This is a genomic window from Salegentibacter chungangensis (assembly GCF_042678405.1).
Classification (GTDB): domain Bacteria; phylum Bacteroidota; class Bacteroidia; order Flavobacteriales; family Flavobacteriaceae; genus Salegentibacter_A; species Salegentibacter_A chungangensis.
On sequence record NZ_JBHTLI010000001.1, the window covers coordinates 225,831 to 250,617 of the forward strand.

At 42.1% G+C, this 24,787-nt stretch carries 25 protein-coding genes and 1 tRNA gene; 14 read left to right on the top strand and 12 right to left on the bottom strand.

From position 1 onward, the window contains the following. Positions 1 to 24 precede the first annotated feature (24 nt). A complete protein-coding gene (locus tag ACFQ3Q_RS00965; RefSeq protein WP_380742036.1) occupies positions 25 to 771 on the top strand; it encodes a uroporphyrinogen-III synthase in 747 nt (248 codons plus the stop codon). Between the two features lie 83 nt (positions 772 to 854). Here the strand turns inward: ACFQ3Q_RS00965 and pckA are convergent, their stop codons facing one another. Next, the gene (gene pckA, locus ACFQ3Q_RS00970; RefSeq protein ID WP_380742038.1) at positions 855 to 2,453 is read right to left on the bottom strand and encodes a phosphoenolpyruvate carboxykinase (ATP); all 1,599 of its coding nucleotides are present in this window, start codon (positions 2,451 to 2,453) and stop codon (positions 855 to 857) included. Between the two features lie 77 nt (positions 2,454 to 2,530). Then, positions 2,531 to 2,920, bottom strand: a complete 390-nt coding sequence (locus ACFQ3Q_RS00975) for a DUF423 domain-containing protein (RefSeq protein WP_380742040.1) — start codon at positions 2,918 to 2,920, stop codon at positions 2,531 to 2,533. A 66-nt stretch (positions 2,921 to 2,986) separates the two neighbouring features. Here ACFQ3Q_RS00975 and ACFQ3Q_RS00980 point away from each other — a divergent pair, with 66 nt between their 5' ends. The 4 genes from ACFQ3Q_RS00980 to ACFQ3Q_RS00995 all read left to right on the top strand — a co-directional run bounded on the left by ACFQ3Q_RS00980 (position 2,987) and on the right by ACFQ3Q_RS00995 (position 5,846). Continuing rightward, positions 2,987 to 4,360 carry a saccharopine dehydrogenase family protein gene (locus ACFQ3Q_RS00980; protein WP_380742041.1) on the top strand — a complete coding sequence of 458 codons (1,374 nt, stop codon included), beginning with the start codon at positions 2,987 to 2,989 and terminating at the stop codon, positions 4,358 to 4,360. A 40-nt stretch (positions 4,361 to 4,400) separates the two neighbouring features. Continuing rightward, positions 4,401 to 4,871 (top strand): Lrp/AsnC family transcriptional regulator, encoded by a 471-nt coding sequence (locus ACFQ3Q_RS00985; RefSeq protein ID WP_380742043.1) that lies wholly within the window; start codon positions 4,401 to 4,403, stop codon positions 4,869 to 4,871. Positions 4,872 to 4,912: 41 nt separating this feature from the next. Then, positions 4,913 to 5,227: a hypothetical protein gene (locus ACFQ3Q_RS00990; protein ID WP_380742045.1), complete on the top strand. Its 315-nt coding sequence runs from the start codon at positions 4,913 to 4,915 to the stop codon at positions 5,225 to 5,227. 91 nt (positions 5,228 to 5,318) lie between these two features. After that, positions 5,319 to 5,846, top strand: coding sequence for a ferritin (locus tag ACFQ3Q_RS00995; protein WP_380742047.1), 528 nt, complete (start codon positions 5,319 to 5,321; stop codon positions 5,844 to 5,846). Between the two features lie 55 nt (positions 5,847 to 5,901). Here the strand turns inward: ACFQ3Q_RS00995 and ACFQ3Q_RS01000 are convergent, their stop codons facing one another. Next, complete coding sequence (locus ACFQ3Q_RS01000) at positions 5,902 to 6,588, bottom strand: zinc metallopeptidase (protein WP_380742049.1); 687 nt, start codon at positions 6,586 to 6,588, stop codon at positions 5,902 to 5,904. A 208-nt stretch (positions 6,589 to 6,796) separates the two neighbouring features. Here ACFQ3Q_RS01000 and pyrH point away from each other — a divergent pair, with 208 nt between their 5' ends. The 8 genes from pyrH to ACFQ3Q_RS01040 all read left to right on the top strand — a co-directional run bounded on the left by pyrH (position 6,797) and on the right by ACFQ3Q_RS01040 (position 17,747). Beyond that, positions 6,797 to 7,504 (top strand): UMP kinase, encoded by a 708-nt coding sequence (gene pyrH / locus ACFQ3Q_RS01005; RefSeq protein ID WP_380742051.1) that lies wholly within the window; start codon positions 6,797 to 6,799, stop codon positions 7,502 to 7,504. 36 nt (positions 7,505 to 7,540) lie between these two features. After that, positions 7,541 to 8,095, top strand: a complete 555-nt coding sequence (frr, locus tag ACFQ3Q_RS01010; RefSeq protein ID WP_380742053.1) for a ribosome recycling factor — start codon at positions 7,541 to 7,543, stop codon at positions 8,093 to 8,095. A 142-nt stretch (positions 8,096 to 8,237) separates the two neighbouring features. Beyond that, entirely contained in the window at positions 8,238 to 10,700 is a 2,463-nt protein-coding gene (locus ACFQ3Q_RS01015; protein ID WP_380742055.1) for a DUF5686 and carboxypeptidase-like regulatory domain-containing protein, read from the top strand. A gap of 78 nt (positions 10,701 to 10,778) precedes the next feature. Continuing rightward, complete coding sequence (locus ACFQ3Q_RS01020) at positions 10,779 to 13,205, top strand: efflux RND transporter permease subunit (RefSeq protein ID WP_380742057.1); 2,427 nt, start codon at positions 10,779 to 10,781, stop codon at positions 13,203 to 13,205. Between the two features lie 71 nt (positions 13,206 to 13,276). After that, entirely contained in the window at positions 13,277 to 14,719 is a 1,443-nt protein-coding gene (gene asnS / locus ACFQ3Q_RS01025; RefSeq protein WP_380742059.1) for an asparagine--tRNA ligase, read from the top strand. Continuing rightward, positions 14,720 to 15,592: an RluA family pseudouridine synthase gene (locus ACFQ3Q_RS01030; protein ID WP_380742061.1), complete on the top strand. Its 873-nt coding sequence runs from the start codon at positions 14,720 to 14,722 to the stop codon at positions 15,590 to 15,592. An 83-nt stretch (positions 15,593 to 15,675) separates the two neighbouring features. After that, positions 15,676 to 17,142, top strand: a complete 1,467-nt coding sequence (gene rpoN / locus ACFQ3Q_RS01035) for an RNA polymerase factor sigma-54 (RefSeq protein ID WP_380742062.1) — start codon at positions 15,676 to 15,678, stop codon at positions 17,140 to 17,142. Beyond that, positions 17,142 to 17,747, top strand: a complete 606-nt coding sequence (locus ACFQ3Q_RS01040; RefSeq protein WP_380742064.1) for a hypothetical protein — start codon at positions 17,142 to 17,144, stop codon at positions 17,745 to 17,747. The genes rpoN and ACFQ3Q_RS01040 overlap by 1 nt, the downstream gene beginning before the upstream one ends. Here the strand turns inward: ACFQ3Q_RS01040 and ACFQ3Q_RS01045 are convergent. From ACFQ3Q_RS01045 to ACFQ3Q_RS01085, 9 genes are all read right to left on the bottom strand, one after another. Then, positions 17,742 to 18,470: a porin family protein gene (locus ACFQ3Q_RS01045; RefSeq protein ID WP_380742066.1), complete on the bottom strand. Its 729-nt coding sequence runs from the start codon at positions 18,468 to 18,470 to the stop codon at positions 17,742 to 17,744. The two genes, ACFQ3Q_RS01040 and ACFQ3Q_RS01045, sit on opposite strands and share 6 nt — an antisense overlap. Before the next feature lie 91 nt (positions 18,471 to 18,561). Next, positions 18,562 to 19,041 (bottom strand): ExbD/TolR family protein, encoded by a 480-nt coding sequence (locus ACFQ3Q_RS01050; RefSeq protein WP_380742068.1) that lies wholly within the window; start codon positions 19,039 to 19,041, stop codon positions 18,562 to 18,564. Between the two features lie 36 nt (positions 19,042 to 19,077). Next, positions 19,078 to 19,686 carry an ExbD/TolR family protein gene (locus tag ACFQ3Q_RS01055; protein WP_380742070.1) on the bottom strand — a complete coding sequence of 203 codons (609 nt, stop codon included), beginning with the start codon at positions 19,684 to 19,686 and terminating at the stop codon, positions 19,078 to 19,080. Positions 19,687 to 19,688: 2 nt separating this feature from the next. Further along, positions 19,689 to 20,126 (bottom strand): hypothetical protein, encoded by a 438-nt coding sequence (locus tag ACFQ3Q_RS01060; RefSeq protein ID WP_380742072.1) that lies wholly within the window; start codon positions 20,124 to 20,126, stop codon positions 19,689 to 19,691. Between the two features lie 14 nt (positions 20,127 to 20,140). Next, the gene (locus ACFQ3Q_RS01065; RefSeq protein ID WP_380742074.1) at positions 20,141 to 20,944 is read right to left on the bottom strand and encodes a MotA/TolQ/ExbB proton channel family protein; all 804 of its coding nucleotides are present in this window, start codon (positions 20,942 to 20,944) and stop codon (positions 20,141 to 20,143) included. Positions 20,945 to 21,022: 78 nt separating this feature from the next. After that, positions 21,023 to 21,110, bottom strand: a tRNA-Ser gene (locus ACFQ3Q_RS01070). A gap of 68 nt (positions 21,111 to 21,178) precedes the next feature. After that, positions 21,179 to 22,207 carry an asparaginase gene (locus tag ACFQ3Q_RS01075; protein WP_380742076.1) on the bottom strand — a complete coding sequence of 343 codons (1,029 nt, stop codon included), beginning with the start codon at positions 22,205 to 22,207 and terminating at the stop codon, positions 21,179 to 21,181. After that, positions 22,191 to 23,333 (bottom strand): 1-acyl-sn-glycerol-3-phosphate acyltransferase, encoded by a 1,143-nt coding sequence (locus ACFQ3Q_RS01080; RefSeq protein WP_380742078.1) that lies wholly within the window; start codon positions 23,331 to 23,333, stop codon positions 22,191 to 22,193. Before ACFQ3Q_RS01080 ends, ACFQ3Q_RS01075 begins: the two co-directional genes overlap by 17 nt. 50 nt (positions 23,334 to 23,383) lie before the next feature. Then, entirely contained in the window at positions 23,384 to 24,151 is a 768-nt protein-coding gene (locus tag ACFQ3Q_RS01085; protein WP_380742080.1) for a TatD family hydrolase, read from the bottom strand. 52 nt (positions 24,152 to 24,203) lie between these two features. On the opposite strand from ACFQ3Q_RS01085, the gene ACFQ3Q_RS01090 reads away from it, so the two are divergent. After that, positions 24,204 to 24,641, top strand: coding sequence for an aspartyl protease family protein (locus ACFQ3Q_RS01090; protein ID WP_380742082.1), 438 nt, complete (start codon positions 24,204 to 24,206; stop codon positions 24,639 to 24,641). Positions 24,642 to 24,787: the final 146 nt, after the last annotated feature.

Below are 24,787 nucleotides of genomic sequence, written 5' to 3' on the forward strand. Positions count from 1 at the left end.
AGGATCAAATAAAAGTATTGATATATGAAAGTGAAAACAATTTTAGTTTCCCAGCCTGAACCTAAAGTGGAAAACTCACCTTATTTTGAGCTGGAGGAAAAACAAAAAGTAAAAATTGATTTCATCCCGTTTATTCATGTCGAAGGAGTATCATCTAAAGAAGTACGGCAACAAAAGGTAGATTTTTCTAAATATACCGCGATCATTTTAACAAGTCGAAATGCCGTAGACCACTTTTTTAGGATTGCTGAGGAAATGCGTTACAAGGTGCCGGACACCTTAAAATACTTTTGTTTGAGTGAAGCCGTAGCCTACTACTTACAGAAATATGTAGTATACCGTAAGCGAAAGATCTATGTTGGAAAACGTACTTTCGCCGAGCTGTCTCCGCTAATCAAGAAGTATAAGAATGAGAAGTTCCTTCTCCCCTCTTCAGATATGCTGAAACCTGATGTCCCAAAGACCCTTAACAAACTAGGGGTAGACTGGAAGCAGGCAACGTTTTACAAAACTGTTGTTAGCGACCTTTCTCACTTAAGAGATGTGACTTATGACATTCTTGTTTTCTTCAGCCCAAGCGGGATCAAGTCCTTATTCGAAAACTTCCCTGATTTCAAACAAAATGACACCAGAATAGCAGTGTTCGGGAACACTACCATTAAGGCGGCAAAAGAGCACGGTCTTACGGTAAACATTAAGGCCCCTACAGCTGAAACGCCTTCTATGACAATGGCGTTACATAAATATATAGCTGAGGTGAACAAAAAGTAATTTACCTTCCATTTTATATTAATAAAAAATCCGGTGCTCTCAATGAACACCGGATTTTTTTATGCTGTTCCGTTAGGTCCTAATTAAGCCTTCGGCCCGCCTGTCATAATCTCATCATTAGCATATTCTTCAAATTTCTCGAAGTTGCGTTTAAAAGATTCCGCAAGCTCTTTGGCTTTATTATCATAGGCTTCTTTATCCTTCCAGGTATCTCTGGGATTAAGGACTTCAGAAGGAACACCTTCACAAGATTCCGGCATACTTAAGCCAAAAAGTTCGTGAGTCGTGAAATCAACATCATCAAGCTTACCATCAAGCGCTGCGGTAATCATTGCTCTGGTATATTTTAGTTTCATTCTGTTTCCGGTGCCATACGCACCTCCGGTCCAGCCTGTATTTACCAGCCAAACATTTACATTCGCGGCTTTCATTTTGGCACTTAGCATCTCGGCATATTCGGTTGGATGAAGCGGCATGAAAGGTGCGCCGAAGCAAGCTGAGAAGCTTGGCTGCGGCTCATTAATACCGGCCTCTGTACCTGCTACTTTAGCAGTATATCCGCTTATAAAATGATAAGCAGCCTGCCCGGGAGTAAGCTTACTTATAGGAGGCAATACCCCAAAAGCATCCGCAGTTAAAAAGAAAATATTCTTTGGGTTCTTCCCCATAGAAGGTTTCTGAATATTCTTAATATGATCTATAGGATAACTTACCCTTGTGTTAGGTGTAATCGTTGTATTTTCAAACTGAACATCTCCCTCGTCATTCAGGATCACATTTTCGAGGATGGCCCCCGGCTTGATCGCATGAAAAATATCAGGCTCGTTCTCTTTGGTAAGGTTAATCACCTTTGCATAGCACCCGCCTTCAAAATTGAAAATGGTATTTTCTTTAGTCCACCCGTGCTCATCATCTCCGATCAGCTTTCGGCTAGGATCTGCAGAAAGCGTGGTCTTACCCGTTCCTGAAAGCCCAAAGAAAATAGCCGTTTCACCGTCTTCTCCCACATTGGCAGAACAGTGCATTGGCAGGGTTTCCTTATAAACAGGAAGGATGAAGTTAAGCGCAGAGAAGATCCCCTTCTTGATCTCACCAGTATATCCGGTACCCCCAATAAGGGCTATTTTCTTACTGAAGTTAAGGATCGCGAAATTCTCCTGGCGTGTCCCGTCAACTTCAGGATCAGCCATAAAGCCCGGCGCGTTAACTATAAGCCAGTCTTCCTTGAAGTTTTCCAACTCATCTTTGTCGGGTCTTAAGAACATATTGTTGGCGAACATGTTCGACCAGGGATACTCGTTAACAACCCTTATATTCAATCTGTACTTGGGATCGGCACAGGCATAAGCGTCACGTGCATAAACCTCTTTCCCTGAAAGGTATTCTGTAACCTTGTCGTAAAGTCTGTCAAATTTTTCCGGATCGAACGGAATATTAATATCTCCCCACCAGACCTTATCTCTGGTCACCTCATCTTTAACGATAAAGCGATCTTTAGGAGAACGCCCGGTGAATTTTCCCGTATTTACGGCCAAAGCTCCTGAAAGCACTTCAACGCCCTGTCTTTTTTCAATGGTTAACCTGTGTAATTTTTTAGGGCTTAATTGATAGTGAACTGTTGCGTCTTTGATCCCGTAATTCTCTAACGAAATCGTTTTCGTAATTTGGGTGTTTGCGAACATAAAATTAAAAGTGTGTGGTTTGTTTTAGGGAACAAAATTAAAAATCTTAAACAGATTAAATACTAAATCCTTTAGTTTTATTTCTTTTTTAACTTAATAAACCCAAGCAAAAGAATTACCCAGCCAATTATTAAGAGGCTGCCTCCCAGAGGGGTGAGCAAGGCTATTTTTGTGAAATCGGGAGAAGTAAGGCTGTTAGTGGCCAAAAGATAGATCGAACCCGAAAATAGCAGGATGCCGAAAAGGATCAGGTAAAAAACCGCATTTCCGTATTTAGGGAGCTTCAGACTCCCACCTCCTAATACAAGAAGTAATAAGGCGTGATACATCTGGTATTTCACCCCGGTTTCAAAAGACGTCATTGAAGCCTCTTCCAGCAATGGCCTGAGACCGTGCGTTGCAAAAGCCCCGATGATCACGGCAAGAAGTCCGAAGATAGCTCCGGCGACTAAAAATCTACGCTGCATAGTTTATTTTTTATGATATAAAGATTTAATACATTCGTTACCAACTACACAAAAATAACTTAATTTATGCGAGAAATTTTAATCGTAGGCGCAGGAAAATCAACCTCTGTGCTCATCCAGTACCTTCTGGACCAGTCGGAAAAAGAGGACCTTCATTTAAAAATTGGCGATATAGACCTGGAGAATGCAAAAAAGGCCGGACGTAACCACCCACGCTGTGAAGCCATTCAGCTGGACGTCTTTGAAAAAGAAAGCCGCGAAAAGGCGATTCAGGATGCAGATATCGTGATCTCCATGCTCCCTGCCAGGTTTCATATAGAAGTAGCTAAAGACTGCGTGAAGTTCAAAAAGAATATGGTAACCGCTTCCTATATAAGTAAGGAAATGAAAGCCCTTGATGAAGAGGTAAAAGAAAACGGCCTTATTTTTATGAACGAAATTGGGGTTGACCCGGGTATCGACCATATGAGCGCGATGCAGGTTATTGACCGGATTCGCGATAAAGGCGGAAAAGTGCTTCTTTTCGAATCTTTTACCGGCGGACTCGTGGCTCCTGAAAGCGATACCAATCTTTGGAATTACAAATTCACCTGGAATCCAAGAAATGTAGTAGTTGCCGGACAGGGTGGCGTAGCAGAATTCTTACAGGAGGGTAAGTTCAAATATATACCATATCACCGCCTTTTCAGAAGGACAGAGTTTTTAGAGGTGCCGGAATATGGCAAATTTGAAGGTTATGCCAACCGAAATTCCCTGGATTACCAAAGTATCTATGGCCTTGACCATGCTTTAACCCTATACAGAGGGACCATACGAAGAGTGGGCTTCAGCCGTGCCTGGAATATGTTCGTGCAGCTGGGAATGACTGATGACAGTTTCCAGATGCAGGATTCAGAGAATATGAGTTACCGTGACTTTGTGAATTCCTTCCTTCCCTACTCCCCTACAGATTCGGTTGAATTGAAAATGAGGCACAACCTCAAAATAGACCAGGATGATATTATGTGGGAAAAGCTCATAGAGCTAGACCTTTTTAATCCGGACAAAAAGATCGGGCTTAAAAATGCCACCCCGGCGCAGGCGCTTCAGAAGATATTGATGGATAAATGGTCTCTGTCTCCTGAAGATAAGGATATGATCGTGATGTACCATAAATTCGGTTACGAACTGAACGGAGAGAAGAAACAGATTGATTCTACTATGGTACATATCGGAAAGAACCAAACAGAGACAGCTATGGCAAAAACAGTGGGGCTGCCGGTAGCCATTGCCGTGATCAAGATCCTCAACGGAGAGATCAAAACTCCGGGAGTTCAGCTTCCTATAAAAAGAGAAGTTTATGGCCCTATCCTGAAAGAACTGGAAAAACACGAGATCGCATTCAAGGAACAAGAAACCGAATATCTTGGCTATAATCCTTTCGGAGAAGTAGGAAACTAAACTTCTGTTTAAATTATTATTTTAGCTCAAAAATCTCCGGATGAAGATAGTTAACGAAAATGTTGTGATAGATGGTATAGACAAAACCATCTTAGGTTACCTAATGGAAGATGCCAAGAAGCCCATACTTGAAATTGCCAGGAGTATTGGCATTACAGGTGCGGCGGTACACCAACGACTAAGAAAACTTGAGAAATCCGGACTTATTGAGGGCTCAAAACTTATGATAGATCCCCGAATGCTTGGTTATAAGACTATGGCATTCGTGGGGGTTTATCTCGATAAAGCGGTAAGCAATCCGCAGGCGGTAAAAAAGCTTAGCAAAATCCCCGAAGTTATCGAGTGTCACTACACGACAGGAAACTGGTCTATTTTCCTGAAAATTCTCTGCAAGGATAACGAACATCTAATGCAGGTACTCAACAAAGATATACAGGCCATAGAAGGCGTTTCGAGAACAGAGACCTTCATTTCTTTAAATCAGCAAATTAAGCGTCAAATTAAGATTTAATATTTGGAATTATTCTAAATAAGGAGTAAGTTTGACCCGATATGAAATTGATACACCAATCCCCATATTTCACTTCCTATCAGTGTGACAGGCAGCGCTCCTTTTTTATAGATTTCAAGCATAAGTCGGTAAAAATGAGCTTATGCCAACTACTTGCCTTTAGACAGCAGATCAATTCCATAGATCTTGATTCTCATTTTGACGGGAGGAACAAGCATGGCTTCGAGCTTGTAATGCTGTGCAACAACGCACATCTTTTTATCTTCAATACGTATGAAGTCATAGCGCTTAAAGATTTCATCAAGGTTACTTTCGCCATGTTAGAGTTAAACTCGATGGCAGCCTTAAATTCCTAATAAAATTATCTGGATTTAGATTCTTTTTAAATACTCCTGAAGATTAGGGGGTTAACCGCATTTTGGTTAAATTTATGGAAAATCAAAAGCGATGAAAGATCTAGTAAGACAAAAACTCAGTATCCATGTAGACATCATGGACCTTTTAAATAAACAAATTCAAAAGGAAGCGCAATCTTCGGCCTCGTATCTGGCTATGGCTTCCTGGTGTGACCATAATGCTTTAACGGGCAGTGCCGAATTCTTTTATGAGCAGGCTACTGAAGAAAGGGAGCATATGATGAAAATTTTCCGGTTCATTAACGACAATGGCGGAACGGCTTTTTCTCCTCAAACAAAGGAAGTACAGCACGATTTCGGGTCTTTGGAAGAAATTTATGAGACCGCTCTGGATCAGGAAATTGAGATCACAGAATCTATTCATAATTTGGTTCAGAAATGCCGAAAGGTGAATGACCTTACTTCCGAAAACTTCTTACAATGGTTTGTAAACGAACAAATGGAAGAAGAACAAATGATAAGAAGAGCCCTTGAGTTGTTCGACCTTCTGGGAACTGATGGGATTGGATTAAAGCTCCTTGATGAGCGAATTCCTGAGATCAGGAAGAAACCCCTGTAAATAACTTAATAAAAAAAGGCCGCTTATATAAGCGGCCTTTTTTATATCTGTTTTCTTAATCCCTTCCCATATAAATACTCAGGAAGTAAAGCAGGGTAGCCAATGAACCCACAGCTGCTACCACATAAGTTCTAGCGGCCCATTTCAGAGAGTCTTCAGCTGCCTTATGCTCGTTTGAAGTAAGCATATTTTCGTTTTCCAGCCAAACCAGTGCTCGTTTACTGGCATCATATTCTACCGGAAGGGTAACAAAACTAAAGAGTGTTCCCAGTCCGAACATTATGATTCCTATCAGCAACACCGTGCTTCCCAAAGACGTGGTGGCCATCAGCATCAACCCCCCAAAGATCACCCATTGTGACATTTTGGAAGCTACACTAACCACCGGTACCAACTGGCTTCTCATTTGGAGCCAGCTATAGGCCTGCGCGTGTTGCACGGCGTGCCCGCATTCGTGAGCCGCAACCGCTGCCGCAGCCGCGTTACGCTGGGTATAAACGCTTTCGCTCAAATTAATCGTTTTTTTCTGGGGGTTATAGTGGTCGGTAAGCTTTCCTGGAGTAGAAATCACCTGCACATCGCTTATTCCATTATCACGAAGCATTTTCTCGGCAATTTCCTTTCCGCTTAAACCATTTTGAAGGTGTACTTTCGAGTATTTCTTAAACTTACTTTTAAGTTTATTGCTTACATATAAACTCACAATAAATATGAGCCCTGCAATTACATAATATCCTAGCATTTTAGTTGATTTTAAAGAATTAATCAGGTTTCAAATGTAGCAAAAACCCGGCCAAATTAAGCATTGACTAATTTGGCAGGCCACTATATTTTAAGCACCAGTAAAATTCCTGTAAAAGATTACAGATTGAGCCAATAATCATTGGATATAAGTTATTTCACAAATTAAGATATTGCCTATATTTGCACCAATCACTATAAAAATTGCTATGCAATACAAAAGAATACTTCTAAAGCTTTCGGGAGAAGCACTAATGGGAAACCGCCAATATGGCATTGACCCGGAGCGACTGGCAGAATATGCCGCCGAGATCAAATCGGTAACCGATAAGGGAATTGAAGTAGCCATTGTAATTGGCGGAGGAAACATCTTCAGGGGTGTTGCCGGAGCCAGCAAGGGTATGGACAGAGTTCAGGGAGACCATATGGGAATGCTTGCAACCGTTATAAACGGACTTGCATTACAAAGTGCACTGGAAGATGCTGAAGTGGAAACCAGGCTGCAATCTGCCGTTAAGATCAACGAAGTAGCAGAACCATTTATTAGAAGAAAAGCGATTCGCCACCTTGAAAAAGGACGTGTCGTGATCTTTGGAGGTGGCACCGGGAATCCATACTTCACCACAGATTCGGCCGCAGTGCTTAGAGCAATCGAGATACACGCCGATGTGATCCTTAAGGGAACCCGTGTAGACGGAATCTATACCGCCGATCCTGAAAAGGATTCGAAAGCCACTAAATTCGACTATATCACTTTTGACGATGTTATTAGGAAAGGGCTAAAGGTTATGGACACCACGGCCTTTACATTAAGTCAGGAAAACGAACTGCCTATCATAGTTTTTGACATGAACACCCCCGGAAATCTTCTTAAAGTTGTTACCGGAGAAAATGTAGGTACAAAAGTAAATCTTTAATTTCAGTATTAACTAAGCATTAAAACCACTCAGATAATGGAAGACGAAATTGAATTTATAATAGACTCTGCAAAAGAAGGAATGGAAAAAGCCATTACTCACCTTAACAAGCAATTACTTAATATTCGTGCCGGGAAAGCTAATCCGGCGATGCTGGGAAGTGTAATGGTAGAATATTACGGATCACAAACCCCGCTAAACCAGGTGGCCAACGTGAACACACCTGATGCCCGAACGCTTTCCATTCAGCCCTTTGAAAAAGGAATGATCCCTGAGATCGAAAAAGGGATCCAGCTGGCTAACTTAGGCTTTAACCCTATGAACAACGGGGAGAGTGTAATTATAAATGTTCCGCCATTAACCGAAGAGCGTCGTAAACAGCTTACCAAACAGGCAAAGGCAGAAGCTGAAGATGCCAAGATCGGGGTTCGTAACGACAGGAAAGCTGCCAACAACGAACTAAAGAAACTGGATATTTCTGAAGATGCTCAAAGAGATGCAGAGGATGAAATCCAGACACTTACCGACAAGTATATAGCAAGAATAGATGAAATTCTTGTGATCAAAGAGAAAGAAATAATGACTATTTAATCTAGGCTTAACCTTTTTAAATAGGCTTTTTGTCAAACTGGGTTTGCTTTTTTACTGTTTGCAGGCAAACTTAGTTTGACAATTTTTATTTTAGGATAAAATTGCAGAATTTTATGACCAACCTCAAAAAGGGATAATAAATATGCGCCTTTGCCTGCTTTTCTTTTTTATTATTCCATTTCTCCAATTATCTGCACAGCACCGGGTTTCGGGAAGAGTCATCAATTCTGAGAACGGTACTCCCCTGGCCTACGCCACTGTAAACACTTCTGAAGGGACTCAGATCCTCACCAATATTGACGGTAGTTTTAAACTTGACTTTTCAGAATCTCCTGTTGAGGTAAATATCTCGTATGTAGGCTTTAAACCGAAAGAATTCAGCCTGACCAAAGGCACCGAATATATTCTGATAAGACTGGACCCCTCAACCGAAAGCCTTGATGCGGTTAGGATAACCGATACTCAGGATAAAGCCGAAGAGATCATTAAAGAGGCTATTTCACTTAAAAAAAAGAATAATCCCGAAAAAGCGCTGAAAGGCTACAGCTATAAGAATTACACCAAGTTCATAATTGACAATGCCCGACAGCCCATAAAGGTGAAGACCGACAGCTCCGGCACCGCCATAGAAACCATAGTGAACACCGGCAGGGCCTATCTTTCAGAAAAAACAGCCCGAATAGATTACAACAAAAAGCAAGGCAGGAAAGAGACCGTTACAGGGATCAAAACCGCCGGTTTCGAGGAACCGGTATACGAGGTTCTGGCCTTAGACGTCAACCCTTTTTCCCTGTATGAAGAAAATTACAAACTGTTTAAAACTGAGTATGCCGCCCCGCTGGCTAAGAACGCCCTGAAAAATTACAGCTACAGGATTCTGGATACTACCAGGACCGAAAGGCCTGCCTATATGATCTATTTTAAACCGAAAAGAGAAAAGGTAGTTGCCGGGCTTGAAGGCATCCTGTACCTGGATACAGAGAGCTACGCCATTCAAAAGGCTAAAGCCCAATTACTCGGAGCCATCAGGCTGGAAGTAGATCATCATTACCAATACTTCCCGAAGGAGAAGTTGTGGTTTCCCGTGTACCAGACCACCACCATAAAACCGGGTTCCGGCGGGAAAGACATTTCCGTTTTCGGCGGGGTGATCTCTCTGGGAACGGTGCAACGCAAGAACAACATCCTGAATAGGATCTTCACAAAATCCGGCCTTCGTCCAGACCTTTATTTAACGTCCACATCCTCCAATTACGAGATCTCCCTGAACAAGACTGAACGTTTTAAGAGAGCATCTTCAGAAACCGAAGTGCTGGCGGAAGCAAAAAAACAAGACCGGGACTTCTGGCAAAGAAACAGGCAGGAAGAATTCACTTCGCGTGATGAGGCCACAAAGATTTATGTTGACAGTATTATAAAGGCTGAAAATATTGAACGCCAGATCGAAGTGAAAAAATCTATGGCTACAGGGCACTACCCAATCGGGTTCTGGGATTTTGACCTTAGCAAGGTGTTTAAATTCAACAATTATGAAGGCATTAGATTAGGTGCCGGAGGAAAGACCAACAACAGGTTATCAGAGCATTTCAGCCTTGGAGGCTATGCAGTATACGGATTAAAGGACGAACAGTTAAAATACAATCTGAACACTGCCATCTATCTTAATAAGGCTAAGGAGACCAGCCTGAAGCTGGGCTATACCGACGATATCCAGGAAGTGGGAAGTTTTGAATACCTCACCGGCGTCAACGACTTTGCCCTGCTGGAACCGCGATTCGTCAATATCAGCTTTTTCTACCATTTTAGAGAAGCTTATGCCGGTTTCACACATCTATTAACTTCGAAGCTCAAGACCGAATTTCAGTTGGGCCGAAGTGAGATCAGTCAGTTAAGCAGTTACCGTTTCAATCTAAACGGGAGAACCTATTCCGATTATAATATTACAGAAGCCAGACTTTCCTTTTTATGGAGACCCTTCAGCAAATTCCTTCGCACCCCCGAAGCAAATATTATGACCGAGAAAGCATTTCCGAAATTCACCGGCCAGGTCAACCAGGGAATCGGAAATGTATTTGGCGGTGATTTCTCTTACACCAAACTCGGTCTGAAGATAGAACACGAAATAAAACGACTTGACCAGTCCAGAACAGAGTTCATAGCCGAAGGGAATTATGCATTTGGAGACATTCCGCTAACCCATCTTTTTCACGCTTACCCTAACAACCCGAACAGGGAAGAGATCTTAAGACGTTTTTCAGTAGCCGGCAGAAACAGCTTTGAAACGATGTATTTCAACGAATTCTTTAATGACAAACTCGCGATGTTCCACATCAGGCATCAGCTTCGTCCTTTCAGAATTGCCCCCGGCTTTAATCCGGAGCTTGTCTTTATAAGCCGTTACGCCATTGGAAGCATAGATAACAAGGAAAGGCATCAAAACCTGAGGTTCAAAAGTCTTAGACACGGTTTCGCTGAATCTGGCATCGAATTAAATAAGATCTTTGCAGGTTTAGGCCTGAGTGCGGCTTATCGCTATGGCGCTTATCACCTTCCTACTTTCAAAGAGAATTTCTCTTTCAAGTTCACCTTCCAGCTTCAGCTTTAAAACAAAAAGACTTTAAGCTCTTAAAGCCCGCTATTTAGCATTGGTTTTTATACCTTTGCGCTCGCTTAAAAATCCGGTATGTCTAAGATTTTCAGTTTTGGTTTTTGGAATTCGATCGCGAGATTGATACTTCGTAACCGCTTAGTAATAATCCTTATAATTCTGGGACTCACGGTATTTCTTGCCAGCCAGTGGAAGAATATGAGGTTTTCTTTTACCGAAGCGAATCTTTTACCTGATGACCACCCCATCAACCTGAAATACCAGGATTTTCTAGACAAATTTGGAGAAGAAGGCAATCTTATTGTGATCGGGGTGAAGGATTCTTCCCTTTTTACCCCGGAAAAGTTTTCAGCCTGGAACAAACTTAACAACGACCTTAAGGAATACAGCGAGGTAGATTATGTGATCTCGGTGGGCGATCTGAAAACCCTGAAGAAGTTCGAGGATCCTAAGCGTTTTGAAATGGTCCCTTTTTTCAAGGAAAAAGACCTGGATAAGCAAGAGCTTGCCAAATACGAGGACAGCCTTTTCAACAGCCTTCCTTTTTATAAAAACCTGGTGTACAGCCCGCATTCCAATACCATACAATCGGCTCTGTACCTTAACAAGGAGATCGTAAACTCTAAGGAAAGAAAGGATTTTGTTCTTCAGGAACTGGTTCCGCTAATTGAAAATTTTGAAGAAACGAACGACCTGGAACTAAAGGTTTCAGGAATGCCGTATATACGTACCCTGAATTCCCAGAACATCATAGATGAAATTGGGTTATTTATTGTTGCTGCCCTTGCAGTCACCTCCCTTATCTTCTTTTTCTTTTTCCGCTCGATAAGAGCCACGCTTATTTCAATGCTAACGGTATGCATCGGGGTGATGTGGGCCTTTGGGGTCATAGGACTGTTACATTACGAGATTACAGTGCTTACGGCTCTTATTCCGCCCCTTATTATTGTGATCGGGATCCCGAACTGTATCTTCCTAATCAATAAGTATCAACAGGAGATTCAGAATCACGGGAACCAGGCGAAGTCCCTGCAAAGGGTGATCACCAAAGTCGGGAATGCCACCCTAATGACCAATATTACCACGGCATCGGGTTTTGCCACATTTATACTTACTGATAGTAAGCTTCTTACCGAATTCGGGATCGTGGCATCCATCAATATCGTTGCCATTTTCATCCTGAGCCTGCTGATCATCCCGATCATCTACAGCTATATGTATATTCCGAAGGACAAGCACCTGAAACACCTGAATAAGGTCTGGATAAACGGGATCGTGAACTGGATGGAAAAGATGGTAAAGCACCACCGTATCAGCATCTATATAGTTTCGATAAGTTTGCTGGTGATAAGCATCATTGGAATTTACACCATCAGGATTTCGGGAAGCTTACTGGAAGATATGCCGCAGGAAGCTGCTTTCTTTGAAGACATCAAGTTTTTTGAGGAGGAGTTCGACGGAATTATGCCTTTGGAAATTCTTGTGGATACCAAAAGACCGAAAGGTGTTTTGAAACTTTCCACGCTTAAACGAATTGAAAAGCTGGAAAATCTGGTAGCTGAAGTTCCCGAACTTTCAGAACCGCTTTCGGTTACCCGGCTGGTAAAATATTCGAAGCAGGCTTACTATAACGACAACCCGAAATATTACCAGTTACCAAGTTCCCAGGAGCGAAATTTCATAATGCCGTATGCGAAAAGCCTTTCTTCGGGAGAAGGGATGCTTAACTCCTACGTAGACTCTACCGGAAGATACGCCAGGATAACCACCTTTATGAAGGATATCGGGACCGACAAAATGGAGAGGATCGAGGAAAATCTCTGGCCACAGATCAACAAGATCTTCCCTGAAGAGCGCTACGATGTCACGATGACCGGGAAGGCACTTATTTTCCAGAAAGGAACTAACTACCTGGTAAAAAACCTGGTGATCTCGCTTTCGTTAGCCATCCTGCTCATCGCCATTTTTATGGCCTGGATGTTCCGTTCTTTCAGGATGATCCTTATCTCCTTGGTACCAAACCTGCTCCCATTACTGGTAACAGCAGGAATGATGGGCTTCCTTGGAGTACCAATAAAACCTTCAACTATTCTGGTTTTCAGTATCGCCTTCGGGATCTCGGTAGACGATACCATTCACTTCCTGGCGAAATACAGGCAGGAACTGAAGGCCAACAACTGGAAGATCAAAAGATCGGTTTACGCCGCACTTAGAGAAACAGGGCTTAGTATGTTCTATACCTCAATAGTGCTTTTCTTCGGATTTTCAGTATTTATGATCAGTAGCTTCGGCGGTACCGTTGCCCTTGGTGGACTGGTTTCGGCAACCCTTCTGTTCGCAATGCTTTCCAACCTTCTGCTTTTACCGTCTTTACTTCTTTCCCTTGAAAGAAATATCGCAAACAAGAAGGTGTTGAAAGAACCTGCGATGAAGATCATCGAAAGCGAGGAAGACGAAGAGGAGATCAGAAAAGAAGAAGAACAACACAGCGATAAAGCTTAATATAAATTAATTGCCAATCTTGGTTGGCTTAACGGGAAAAATTATCTTTGTTCCTTTCTAAATCTAAATAAATGATACAGGCAAAAGTTGCTGAAATATTAGACAGCAATCAGTTTTTACAGGAGTTTGAGGTTAAAGGTTGGGTACGCTCTTTCAGGAGCAATCGCTTTATAGCTATAAATGACGGTTCCACCATCAATAACCTCCAGTGTGTTATAGATTTTGAAAATACCGATGAAGAGACCCTTAAACGTATCACGGTAGGTGCCGCAATTCACGTAAAAGGAACTCTTAAGGAAAGCCTCGGAAGTCAGCAAAAGGTGGAGATCGAGGTTACCAGCATTGACATCCTGGGAGATGCGAACCCTGAAGAGGTTAAGCTTACCATTCTTTCCCCAAAACGCCATAGCCTTGAAAAGCTAAGAGAGCAGGCGCATCTTAGGGTAAGAACGAATACCTTTGGAGCGGTGATGCGCGTAAGGTCAAAACTGTCTTTTGCCGTGCACAGCTATTTCCAGCAGAACAATTTCCACTACGTGAACACTCCAATTATTACCGGAAGTGATGCCGAAGGAGCCGGAGAGATGTTCAAAGTGACCAATTTTGACCTGAAGAATCCGCCCAAGAATGAGGACGGAGCTATAGATTATAAAAAAGATTTCTTCGGAAAAGAAACCAATCTAACCGTTTCCGGGCAGCTGGAAGCAGAAACCTATGCCCTTGGACTTGGGCAGGTTTACACTTTTGGCCCGACCTTCCGTGCAGAAAACTCGAATACTTCAAGACACCTTGCTGAATTCTGGATGATAGAGCCGGAAGTGGCCTTCTGTGATCTTGACGGGAATATGGACCTGGCTGAAGACTTCATCAAATACGTGCTGAAATACGTGCTTGACAACTGTAAGGATGATCTTGAGTTCCTTGCCCAGCGCCAGGAAAAAGAAGACCAGGCCAAGCCGAAGGCTGAACGCAGCGAAATGAGCCTCCTGGATAAACTTAACTTTGTCCTTGAAAATAACTTCAAACGAGTAAGCTATACTGAAGCCATCGATATTCTGAAGAATTCGAAGCCTAACAAGAAGAAGAAATTCAACTACGTGATCGAGGAATGGGGAGCCGATCTTCAGAGCGAGCACGAAAGATTCCTTGTAGAGAAACATTTTAAGTCTCCGGTGATCTTATTCGATTACCCGGCAGATATCAAGGCTTTTTATATGCGCCTTAATGAAGACGGAAATACCGTTCGCGCTATGGACATACTTTTCCCGGGAATCGGTGAGATCGTAGGAGGTTCCCAGCGTGAAGAACGCCTGGACGTTCTTAAAGCTAAGATGAAAGAGCTGGATATAGACGAAAAAGAACTTTGGTGGTATCTGGACACCCGTAAGTTCGGAACCTGTGTACACAGCGGGTTCGGATTAGGATTTGAGAGACTCGTACAGTTCGTAACAGGAATGGGCAACATAAGAGATGTGATCCCTTTCCCAAGAACTCCGCAGAACGCAGAATTTTAATTGAAGATCATAGAAACACATATTGTTCCTGCAACCGCTGAAAAAATCCGGTTGCAGGAATATGCTGTTTCCATTTTCAAAAGTATCACTACACGCAGCGGGATCAAAAAAGCCATTAAAAAGGAACTGATCCTGATGGATGGCCTCCCGGCAAAAACTTCAGACTGGATAAGGGAAGGACAAAAAATAGAACTTCTCCAACCCCAACCCGCTTCAAGCAAGCATTTCGAACTTAAATTAGAGATCCTCTACGAAGATGAGTTTCTCGCCCTGGTCAATAAACCAGCAGGATTTCCTACCAGCGGCAATTATTTCAGGACCGTCCAGAATGCTCTCCCCTATAACCTGAAGGCTTCGGGCCAAATAGATAAATTACCGGAACCCCTGCCCGCTCATCGGCTGGACAATCCCACCTCCGGCATACTTGTCTGCGCCAAAACAAGAGGTGCGCTTATTGAGCTTCAAAAACAGTTTGAAGAAAAGAAGATCCAAAAAATATACACTGCCCTGGTGCACGGAACACCTAATAAGATCCGGGAAATCACCGGGGAAATAGATGGAAAACCTGCAAGAACGCGGGTAGAGCTTATCGAAACCTATAAGATCGGAAATGCAGACTTCAGCCTGATAAAGGCTTTTCCGGAAACCGGGAGAACACACCAGATAAGGATACACCTGGCAAATGAAAATCACCCGATTGTTGGAGATAAAATTTACGGGAACGAAGAAACCGGACCTTTTCAGAAAAAGAATCTGTTTCTCTTTTCAGGCGGGATTTCATTTACCCATCCCATCAAAGGCGAAAGATTAACATTTGAATTGAGGCTTCCGAAGAAATTCAGAAAACTTAAAGATTTAAAGGAAAGCCCTTAACAAAATTTTACCACAAACATCTTCTGTGCCAAAGCTATCCTAGAGTTGTTTTCCTTATTTTTGTAGTAAAGCAAATCTATTGTATGCTTAAACAGCAATTAAATCTCAAGTTATCTCAAAAGCTTTCCCCACAGCAAATTCAGCTGATGAAGCTTATCCAGCTCCCTACTCAGGCCTTCGAGCAGAGGATCAAACAGGAATTGGAGGAAAACCCTGCCTTGGAAGATGGGAAGACCGAGGAGGTAAGAGATGAGTATGAAGATGATTTTGCAAGCAATGAGGCTGAAGAAGACGATTACGGGAACGAGACCATCGAGACCGAAATAGATGTGGATGAATACCTGAGTGATGATGAGATCCCGAGCTACCGACTTCAGGCCAATAATTACAGTCCCGATGACGATGAGAAAAGAGTGCCGTATGCAGCGGGGACTTCATTCACCCAGCATTTAAAAACCCAGTTAAGCACCTTCCGATTCAACGAAACCGAGCAGGAGATCGCTCAGTTCCTGGTTGGAAGTGTAGACGAAAGTGGATACCTGCGAAGAACTTTGCAGGACGTGGTAGACGATCTGGCGTTCACCCAGAATGTCTATACCGACGAGGAAACAGTTGAAAAGGTTCTCAAAAAGGTCCAAGAACTCGATCCGGCCGGCGTAGGAGCACGTTCACTTCAGGAATGCCTGCTTATTCAATTAAAACGAAAAGAGCCCACTAAGCCTGTAGAATTAGCTACAGAGATACTCGATAAGTCTTTTGACCAGTTCAGCAAGAAGCATTATAAGAAGTTACTTTCCAAACACGACATTTCAGAAGACGAATTAAGGGAAGCCATAGATGTTATTGAACACCTGAACCCAAAACCCGGTGGCGCCTATTCCGGCAACACCAGGATGGTTGAGCATGTAATCCCTGATTTTACCATCAAGATCGTAGACGGGGAACTGGAACTTAGTCTTAACGGGAGAAATGCTCCTACAATGCACGTCTCGAGAGACTACAGCAATATGCTGAAAGGCTACAAAGAGTCGAAAGAAAAAACAAAGGCTCAGAAAGACGCTGTAATGTTCATTAAACAGAAGCTGGATGCTGCCAAATGGTTCATAGAAGCAATTAAGCAACGTCAACAGACCCTGATGGTCACAATGAGTGCCATTATGAACTACCAAAAAGAATATTTCCTTACCGGGGATGAACGCAATTTGAGGCCTATGATCTTAAAGGATATTGCCGATGAGATTGAAATGGACGTCTCTACCGTTTCCAGGGTGGCCAACAGTAAATATGTGGACACTCCTTACGGAACCAAACTTATAAAGGAATTCTTCTCGGAATCTATGAAGAATGTGCAGGGAGAAGATGTTTCAACCAGAGAGATCAAGAAGATCCTGGAAATGTCTATTGACGAGGAGAATAAACGTAAACCGCTTACCGACGAAAAACTCGCCAAGGTTCTTAAAGACAAGGGCTACCCTATCGCACGCCGAACCGTCGCGAAATACAGGGAGCAACTGGACATTCCTGTCGCAAGATTACGCAAAGAGATCTAATGAAACTACTTTTAAAAGCTGCTTCTTATATCTTTCATCCGCTTTGGACTCCATTTATAGGGAGTCTTCTGTATTTTATGCTCACGCCAAGGTTTTTTCCTTACGGCGTTATAAAAGCGAAGCTGCTTGCCATAGCGATCATTACCTTGTTCATCCCCATAGTCTTCTATTTTCTGTTGAAAAATCTGGGGAAGGCTGAAAGTATTTTTCTTAAAAATGTAGGAGAGAGAAAATGGCCCCTGTTCTTCTTTATTCTGCTAATCGTTATGGTTCTGAAACAGATCCTGAACGTTTACAATTATCCGGCCCTCTATTACTATTTTATCGGGATCTTAGGCTCAACTATGCTTAGTTATCTATTTGCGCTCTTTAAACAAAAGATAAGCCTTCATATGGTTGGTTTAACCGGGCTTACGGTATTCATAATTGCAATGAGTAGCTTTTACCGCCTGAACCTTATCTACAGCATCTCATTTTTAATACTTGCACTTGGGCTTACGGCATCTTCCAGATTGTCCTATAGAGCTCACACATATCAGGAGCTAATCCTGGGATTCCTCATAGGCCTGCTTCCACAAATCATAGTTCTTAAGTTCTGGTTATAGAATATAAAAGGTCAGGCCTATTTTAAGCGGAAATGCACCAATCTCACTCCCCTCTACTTCGGCATTCTTAAAGAGACTGTTCAGACTGTAATAGAACTGGAAGTTAAAAGTATTGAAGCCAAAGGTAAATGTAGTTCCCAAACGCAGGCGTTCTAATTCAGGAAGTTTGGTTTGCCGCACGATATGGTCTCCCTGCACAAACCGGGACCTGAAATAATAGATATACCCCAAACGGAAGCCAGTGTAAATCCGCCAGAATTTATAACTCGTTGGTGTTGAGGTACGCCACCTGAATTCTAAAGGCACTTCTACTAACTGGGTGGTAAATCTGTTCTTATCATAATCAATTCGTCCGTCCAGGCTTCTAAAGATCGTTTCCCCACCAGGAGTTTCTCCTATAAAAAGGTTTTGCCCGTAACTATTTAGGGACCAGCCCAAGCCGGCGGCAATAGCAACATTCCTGCGCTTATTAAGCGGGAAATCCCTCATAGCTCCCACATGGATCCCTCCGGAAAAACCGGAATTAGAGATAGCAGCAGCCTTATTGGTAAGGACATTGAACGAAAAGCCCACATAAAACTGGTCTTCACGATAAAGACTATCTACAACAATAGGAATAGAATCAAGGTTCCGTTTGGCCACTTCTTTCCTATCTTCAATCTGCGAATAAAGACCAGAGGAAAAGGATAACAACAGGAGAAAGCAAACTTTAAAGAATTTCATATTCCGGGACCGCATTAGCGGTTTAAATATAAAAAAACATCCCGTCCTAATTGCTTAAGACGGGATGTTTTTAACTGAATTTATGTAAGACTTACATATTTTCTTTTGCGTCACCAGTAATGGTAGTATAGTTAATTTTAAGGGCTTCAGCTTTCCTCAATTCTTGTTTGATATCGGAAACCAGTCCCATATTTGTCTCAACATCTACCTTAAGGGCCGTTGTAAGATAAGGGATTAACTCCTCTCTCTTAGACTCTCTTTCAGTATAAATGAATTGCTGTACGTCACTAACGTTAGCAAACTTATCGTTTAACTGAATACGGGCCTCTGTACCATACTTAGCCTGATATCTAGGGCTGGGTTTACCTGCATAAATATACATTACCAAGTCCTTTTTATCCAGCTTTTCCACCTGGTTTGCCTTAGGCAGCTTATTCTGAACCATCAATGTGTTCTGACGCATTACTGTTGCCACCATAAAGAAGAACAACAGCATAAACACAATATCAGGTAAAGAAGCCGTACTAATGGCAGGTAGATCGCCAGACTTTTTCTTTTTAAATTTAGACATAATAGGTCAACTTAAGTTTTGTTAATTAAAAAGGGATTAACCTTTAGGCTCGGCCTCAGATAGTTTTTGAGGAATCATATCCTTAATTGCCTCAATCTTTTCTTTCAGTGCGTCTTTATCGCCATTATAATTAGGGTCATTGTAATCAGCTTCCATTTTGGTATAGCTTGTACCATAAAGTCTGTTAGCTTCTCTATCCCTCAATTCATTATAAGCTGCAACAAGTTCGTTTTGCACTGCTATATAGGTTCCATACTCTGTTCCCCGGTTGTTTACAAGGGAAATAATGGCTTTTTGAGGATTCACCGAGGATTCCGGAGATCCGGGACCCTGACAGAAGCTACAAGCTTCTTCTCCGGTTCCACCACCATTATCAAGGAATTTAAAGGCTGCTTCACGCAACTCACCTATTTCCATCTCTTCATCTTCCACCAATAGCTCGTTATTACTATTAACAAGTACCTGGAAGATGTTACGTTGTTTAATTACCGGCGGCTCTTGCTCTTCAGGTTGCCACGGGGGTAGTTTCCTACTAATCCCGCTATCTGTCTCGATGGTTGTAGTAACCAAAAAGAAGATTAAAAGCAAGAAGGCAATATCGGCCATAGAGCCGGCATTAACTTCCGGTGCTGATCTTCTAGCCATAATTACTTAGTTAATTTTTTGATTCCTGAGAATACCATAGAAGCGATTGCAATACCTGCAAGGATATAGAATGTCACTAATCCTGCTCCTACCCAGTGATCTCCACTGGCTGAAAGCGTTCCTCCGTCTTTAAGTGTTTTTGCTGTACCTTCAGTTAAAAGATATGCAATTAGCACGATTGCTGCAAAGGATCCGATCGCTATAATGGTGTTCTTAATATTCCCCCGGAACAAACCTTTTATTACGAAGATCGCCACCAGGAATATTACTACAAATAGTACAAGGTAGGCCACCCACATAAATGGCTCCAGAAGACTGGCTTGCATATCGCCAGAAGCTTCAATGGCATCGTCTCCGGCATAGATGATCCTTCCCAAAAGGATAAGACCTGCTACACCTATAACAATTGCCAGATATTTTAAAATTTTATGTAAGGTCATAATCTAACTAGGTCTTAAATTCTTTTTTTGTTTTTGTACTCTACTAACATATCGATCAATAGGATTGACGCATCTTCCATATCGTTAACGATACTGTCAATCTTCGCGATGATGTAGTTGTAGAAAATCTGAAGGATAATTGCAACGATCAAACCAAATACGGTTGTAAGAAGTGCAACTTTAATACCTCCTGCCACAAGTGATGGCTGCATATCTCCGGCTGCCTCAATACGGTCAAAGGCCTGAATCATACCAATTACAGTACCCATAAACCCAAGCATAGGGGCAAGAGCGATAAATAAAGATACCCAAGATACGTTTTTCTCCAATTGTCCCATCTGAACACCTCCGTAAGCAACAACTGCTTTCTCAGCAGCTTCAATACTCTCGTCAGCACGATCAAGTCCTTGGTAGTAGATAGAAGCAACAGGGCCTTTTGTGTTACGGCATACTTCCTTAGCAGCTTCTACTCCTCCACTCTGTAGGGCGTCCTCAACATTCTGAGCCAGCTTCTTAGTGTTTGTAGTTGACAGGTTCAAAAAGATAATTCTCTCAATGGCAATAGCCAAACCAAGAATTAAACATAGAAGAACGATTCCCATAAACCCAGGACCACCTTCTATAAAACGTCTTTTTAGCTCCTGGTGGAAACCTACTGATTCCTCCTCGTCCGCTACGTCGGCAGCAGCCTCTTCGTCTTGTTGTACAAAGGTTGCAATTGTACCCGGCAATGTATTCACATTGTTGGCCGCATTAAGATTTACGGCTCCAAGCACCATAACCGCGGCGATTACCAAAATAGAAAATAATCTTTTCATTACTGTTTGTCTTAATTTAATTAGTTAAAGGGTTAAAGATATAAAAATAATTTTTTAATAAAAATACTTAAAAATTCGCAGAGAGGAAGGGATTCGAACCCTCGATACGCTTGTGACGTATACACACTTTCCAGGCGTGCGCCTTCGACCACTCGGCCACCTCTCTATTAACGTTTTTTAACGTGCGGCAAATAACAAAAAAAATAATACACGGTCAAGTATGTAGCGTTAATTTTAGGCCATCTCCCCCCGTAAAGAAGTTTCAAAGATAGTTTTAAATACTTTGGGAGACAATTCCTTGCCTAAAAGATACATTAATTTGGCTATTGCAGCCTCTGTAGTAATATCCTTTCCGGAGACCACGCCTATCTTTTTGAGCTCCACACTGGTCTCATAATTACCCATTGCCACACTGCCTCCAATACACTGGGTAACATTAACTATTCTAAGTCCTGAAGAAATTTTCTTTCTCAACAGCTCTATGAACCAGGCATCGGTAGGGGCGTTCCCGCTTCCGTAGGTTTCCAGCACCACTCCTTTTAAATTAGGCTTAGACAAAATATGTTCTACGGTACTCTCACTAATCCCCGGAAACATCTTAAGAATAAGCACCTCATCATCAAAACCTGTATGCAGTTTGGTTTTCTGCCTTCTGTTAGGCCTCCATAGCGCCTGATGGTTCACAGAAAGGTAGACTCCCGATTCTGCCAGTGGCGGATGATTCAACGAAGCAAAAGCCTGAAAGTGCTCCGCATTTATTTTCGTGGTACGGTTAGCCCGGTATAGTTTATATTCAAAGTAAAGACCAACCTCCGAAATCAATGGCCGTCCATTCTTCTGAGCACCTGCAATCTGAATACTTGTTATAAGATTTTCCTTAGCGTCAGTTCTCAAGTCCCCAATCGGGAGCTGCGATCCCGTAAATATTACAGGTTTGGTGAGATTTTCAAACATAAAGCTCAAGGCCGATGCGGTATAGGACATAGTATCACTACCATGCAGCACCACAAAACCGTCATATTCCTCAAGTCGGTTATAAATAGTTTCAGCAATTCTTACCCAATAAACCGGGTTCATATTAGAAGAATCTATAGGATCTTCAAAACTAAGTGTGTCAATTTCGTGCTCCAGGATCTTTAATTCAGGAATATTTTGAAGCAGTTCATCAAAATTAAAAGCTTTTAAGGCACCGGTATCATAATCTTTGATCATACCGATTGTACCACCGGTATAAACAATTAAAATCTTAGCCCTTTTCTTCATACAACGCCTCTTTGTTAATTACCGGGTTAGCATACATTAATAAGTAACTGTTAAGTTCCAGCGCATTTTTCACGTCTATTCTCCTGGTAAGGCGGCGCTCAAACTGTCTTTTTTCTTTGGAAGTATAAAAGTCAGAATATTCCTCCGAATTATACAACAGGTCATGTGCAATATAATTGGCAGGCCATAACTTGTAATGTTCATATATCATCTCGTCAATCTTAGAAGCGATGGCCTTAAGCTGGCCATTAACCGAGTGTTCTCCGGCAATTGCCTCTTCAAAATCTTCAAGCCTAAGCACCTCTCCGGCACTAATATGAATTCGCCCCTTATTCCCTACTGCTCCCTGCATAATAGAGTTAAAATCTTCATTAGCAGATTTCACATAGGTTTCTTTCATCCTTTTTGCAAGTATTTCGGGCATTTTCAGGATATCGGTAGGATCAAATTCGTATGAAATGGCCACCGGCACGATCTTAAGCTTAGCGAAATATTCTGCAAGACTCAAGCCCCCTTTTGCCATAGCCAGCATCTTCAAAACCCCTTGCTGGGTGACATCACTTCCATCTTTGGTCCTTCCTTCCCGCTGAGCCATCCATACAGAACGACCATCCTGAAGCAGCAGTTTTTTTACATAACCGGAAAGCACCTGCGAACTGCGCAGCATTTCACGGGGAGAGATCCCTCTTTTCACAAGGAAATTCCTGTTAAGCCTTGAAAGCGCCATCAAAAATGGCTTTTGAACAAGATTATCTCCAATCGCCGAAGCCGTAGTCACCATGTCATGATCTATAAGCGTATAGTTGAGCAGGGAAGTATCGAGAATAATATCCCTGTGATTGGAAATATAGAAATAAGATTCTTCTTTTTCCAGTTTATCAAAGCCTTCATAAGTTAAACCTTCGGTGCTTTTTTCCAACACCTTGGCTACCGTATGATAGATCACCCTTGACTGAAAATCCTCAATGGAATAACAATCGAGCACGATCTCTTCTATAGCATCAAATTCCTTTTCCGGAAAGGTGAATTGCAAAAGTGCTTTCACCATAGGATGTTTAACATACTGTCTTAGAGCCTCATTTACTTCAGCTCCCTCATAATATCTTATTTCTTCAAAATCTTGCACGTGATATGGGCTTATCTTAACAAATGAACAAAATTTATAATTATTTACCTTTAAATTCCAAATATATCTTTTGAAGTACGGGTAGTGACATCTGCTATCTCTTCGACAGATTTCCCGTAAATATCAGCCAGCTTTTCCGCCACCTTTAGAATATAAACAGGCTCATTTCTTTTTCCGCGATAAGGAGCAGGAGAAAGATAAGGACCATCTGTTTCCAGCACCAGTTCTTCAAGCGGAAGCTGATCCATAAATTTATCAATTTTTCCATTCTTAAAAGTCACTACTCCGCCTATACCAAGCTTCATGTTATAGGACAAAGCCTGCTTTGCCTGTTCCAAGGTACCCGTGAAGCAGTGAAAAATTCCAAAAAGATCATCTCCCTTCTCCGATTCCAGCACTTCAAACACCTCATCGAACGCGTTTCTGCAGTGAATAACAATCGGGAGTTTGTGCTTTTTAGCAAGTCGAATCTGCTTCCTGAAAGCATCCTTCTGAATCTCCAATGTCGATTTATCCCAATAAAGGTCTATCCCGATCTCCCCTATGGCATAAAAATCACGTTTTTCAAGCTGACTTTCCACATGAGCCAGCTCTTCTTTGTAATTTTCTTTGACATGGGTGGGGTGAAGGCCGGTCATTAGGAACATGCGGTCGGGATAATTCCCTTCCAGCTCGTACATTCTCTGGGTATATTCCGAATCGATCGCCGGAATAAAGAACCTCTGCACTCCACTATTTACAGCCGTTTGGATAAGCTCATCTCTATCGGCGTCAAAATCTTCACTATATAAATGTATATGGGTATCGGTTATTATCATAAACGCAAAAATAATTTATTTTGAAGACCTATCTTTGTGAAAAACTGAAAGAATGTCGTCATTAAAGAAATTGCTGAAGGAAAAAGGCTTCAAACGCATAAAACTGAAGACCACTAAGACCAACCACCTGGAGGTGGTGGCCAAAATAAATAATATTGAAGGGAATTTCATACTGGACACGGGTGCTTCAAGCAGTTGTGTAGGAATAGATGCCATAGAACACTTCAAGCTAATGGCAGAGGACAGCGATGTAAAAGCTGCGGGGGCGGGCGCCACCAATATGATCACCCAGGTAGCACAAAAAAACCGTATCGAGATCAAGGGATGGAAAAAGAAGAAAGTAGATCTGGTTGTTTTCGACCTTAGACATGTGAATGAGGCCCTGGTAAACCACGATGCCGATAAAGTTCACGGAATTATAGGTGCAGATATCCTCAAAAAAGGAAAGGCTATTATAGACTATAAGGACAACGCGCTCTATTTGAAATAAAGAAGGGGAAAAACACCCTTTGACTTCTGAAGTCTAAGAAACTACATTTGGATTATTAATGTTAGTTTCATGTTTAAGAAATGAAAAATAAGACTCTTCCACCTTTGCTTTTAATTATATTGGCCATTGCAATTTTGGGAGTTTTG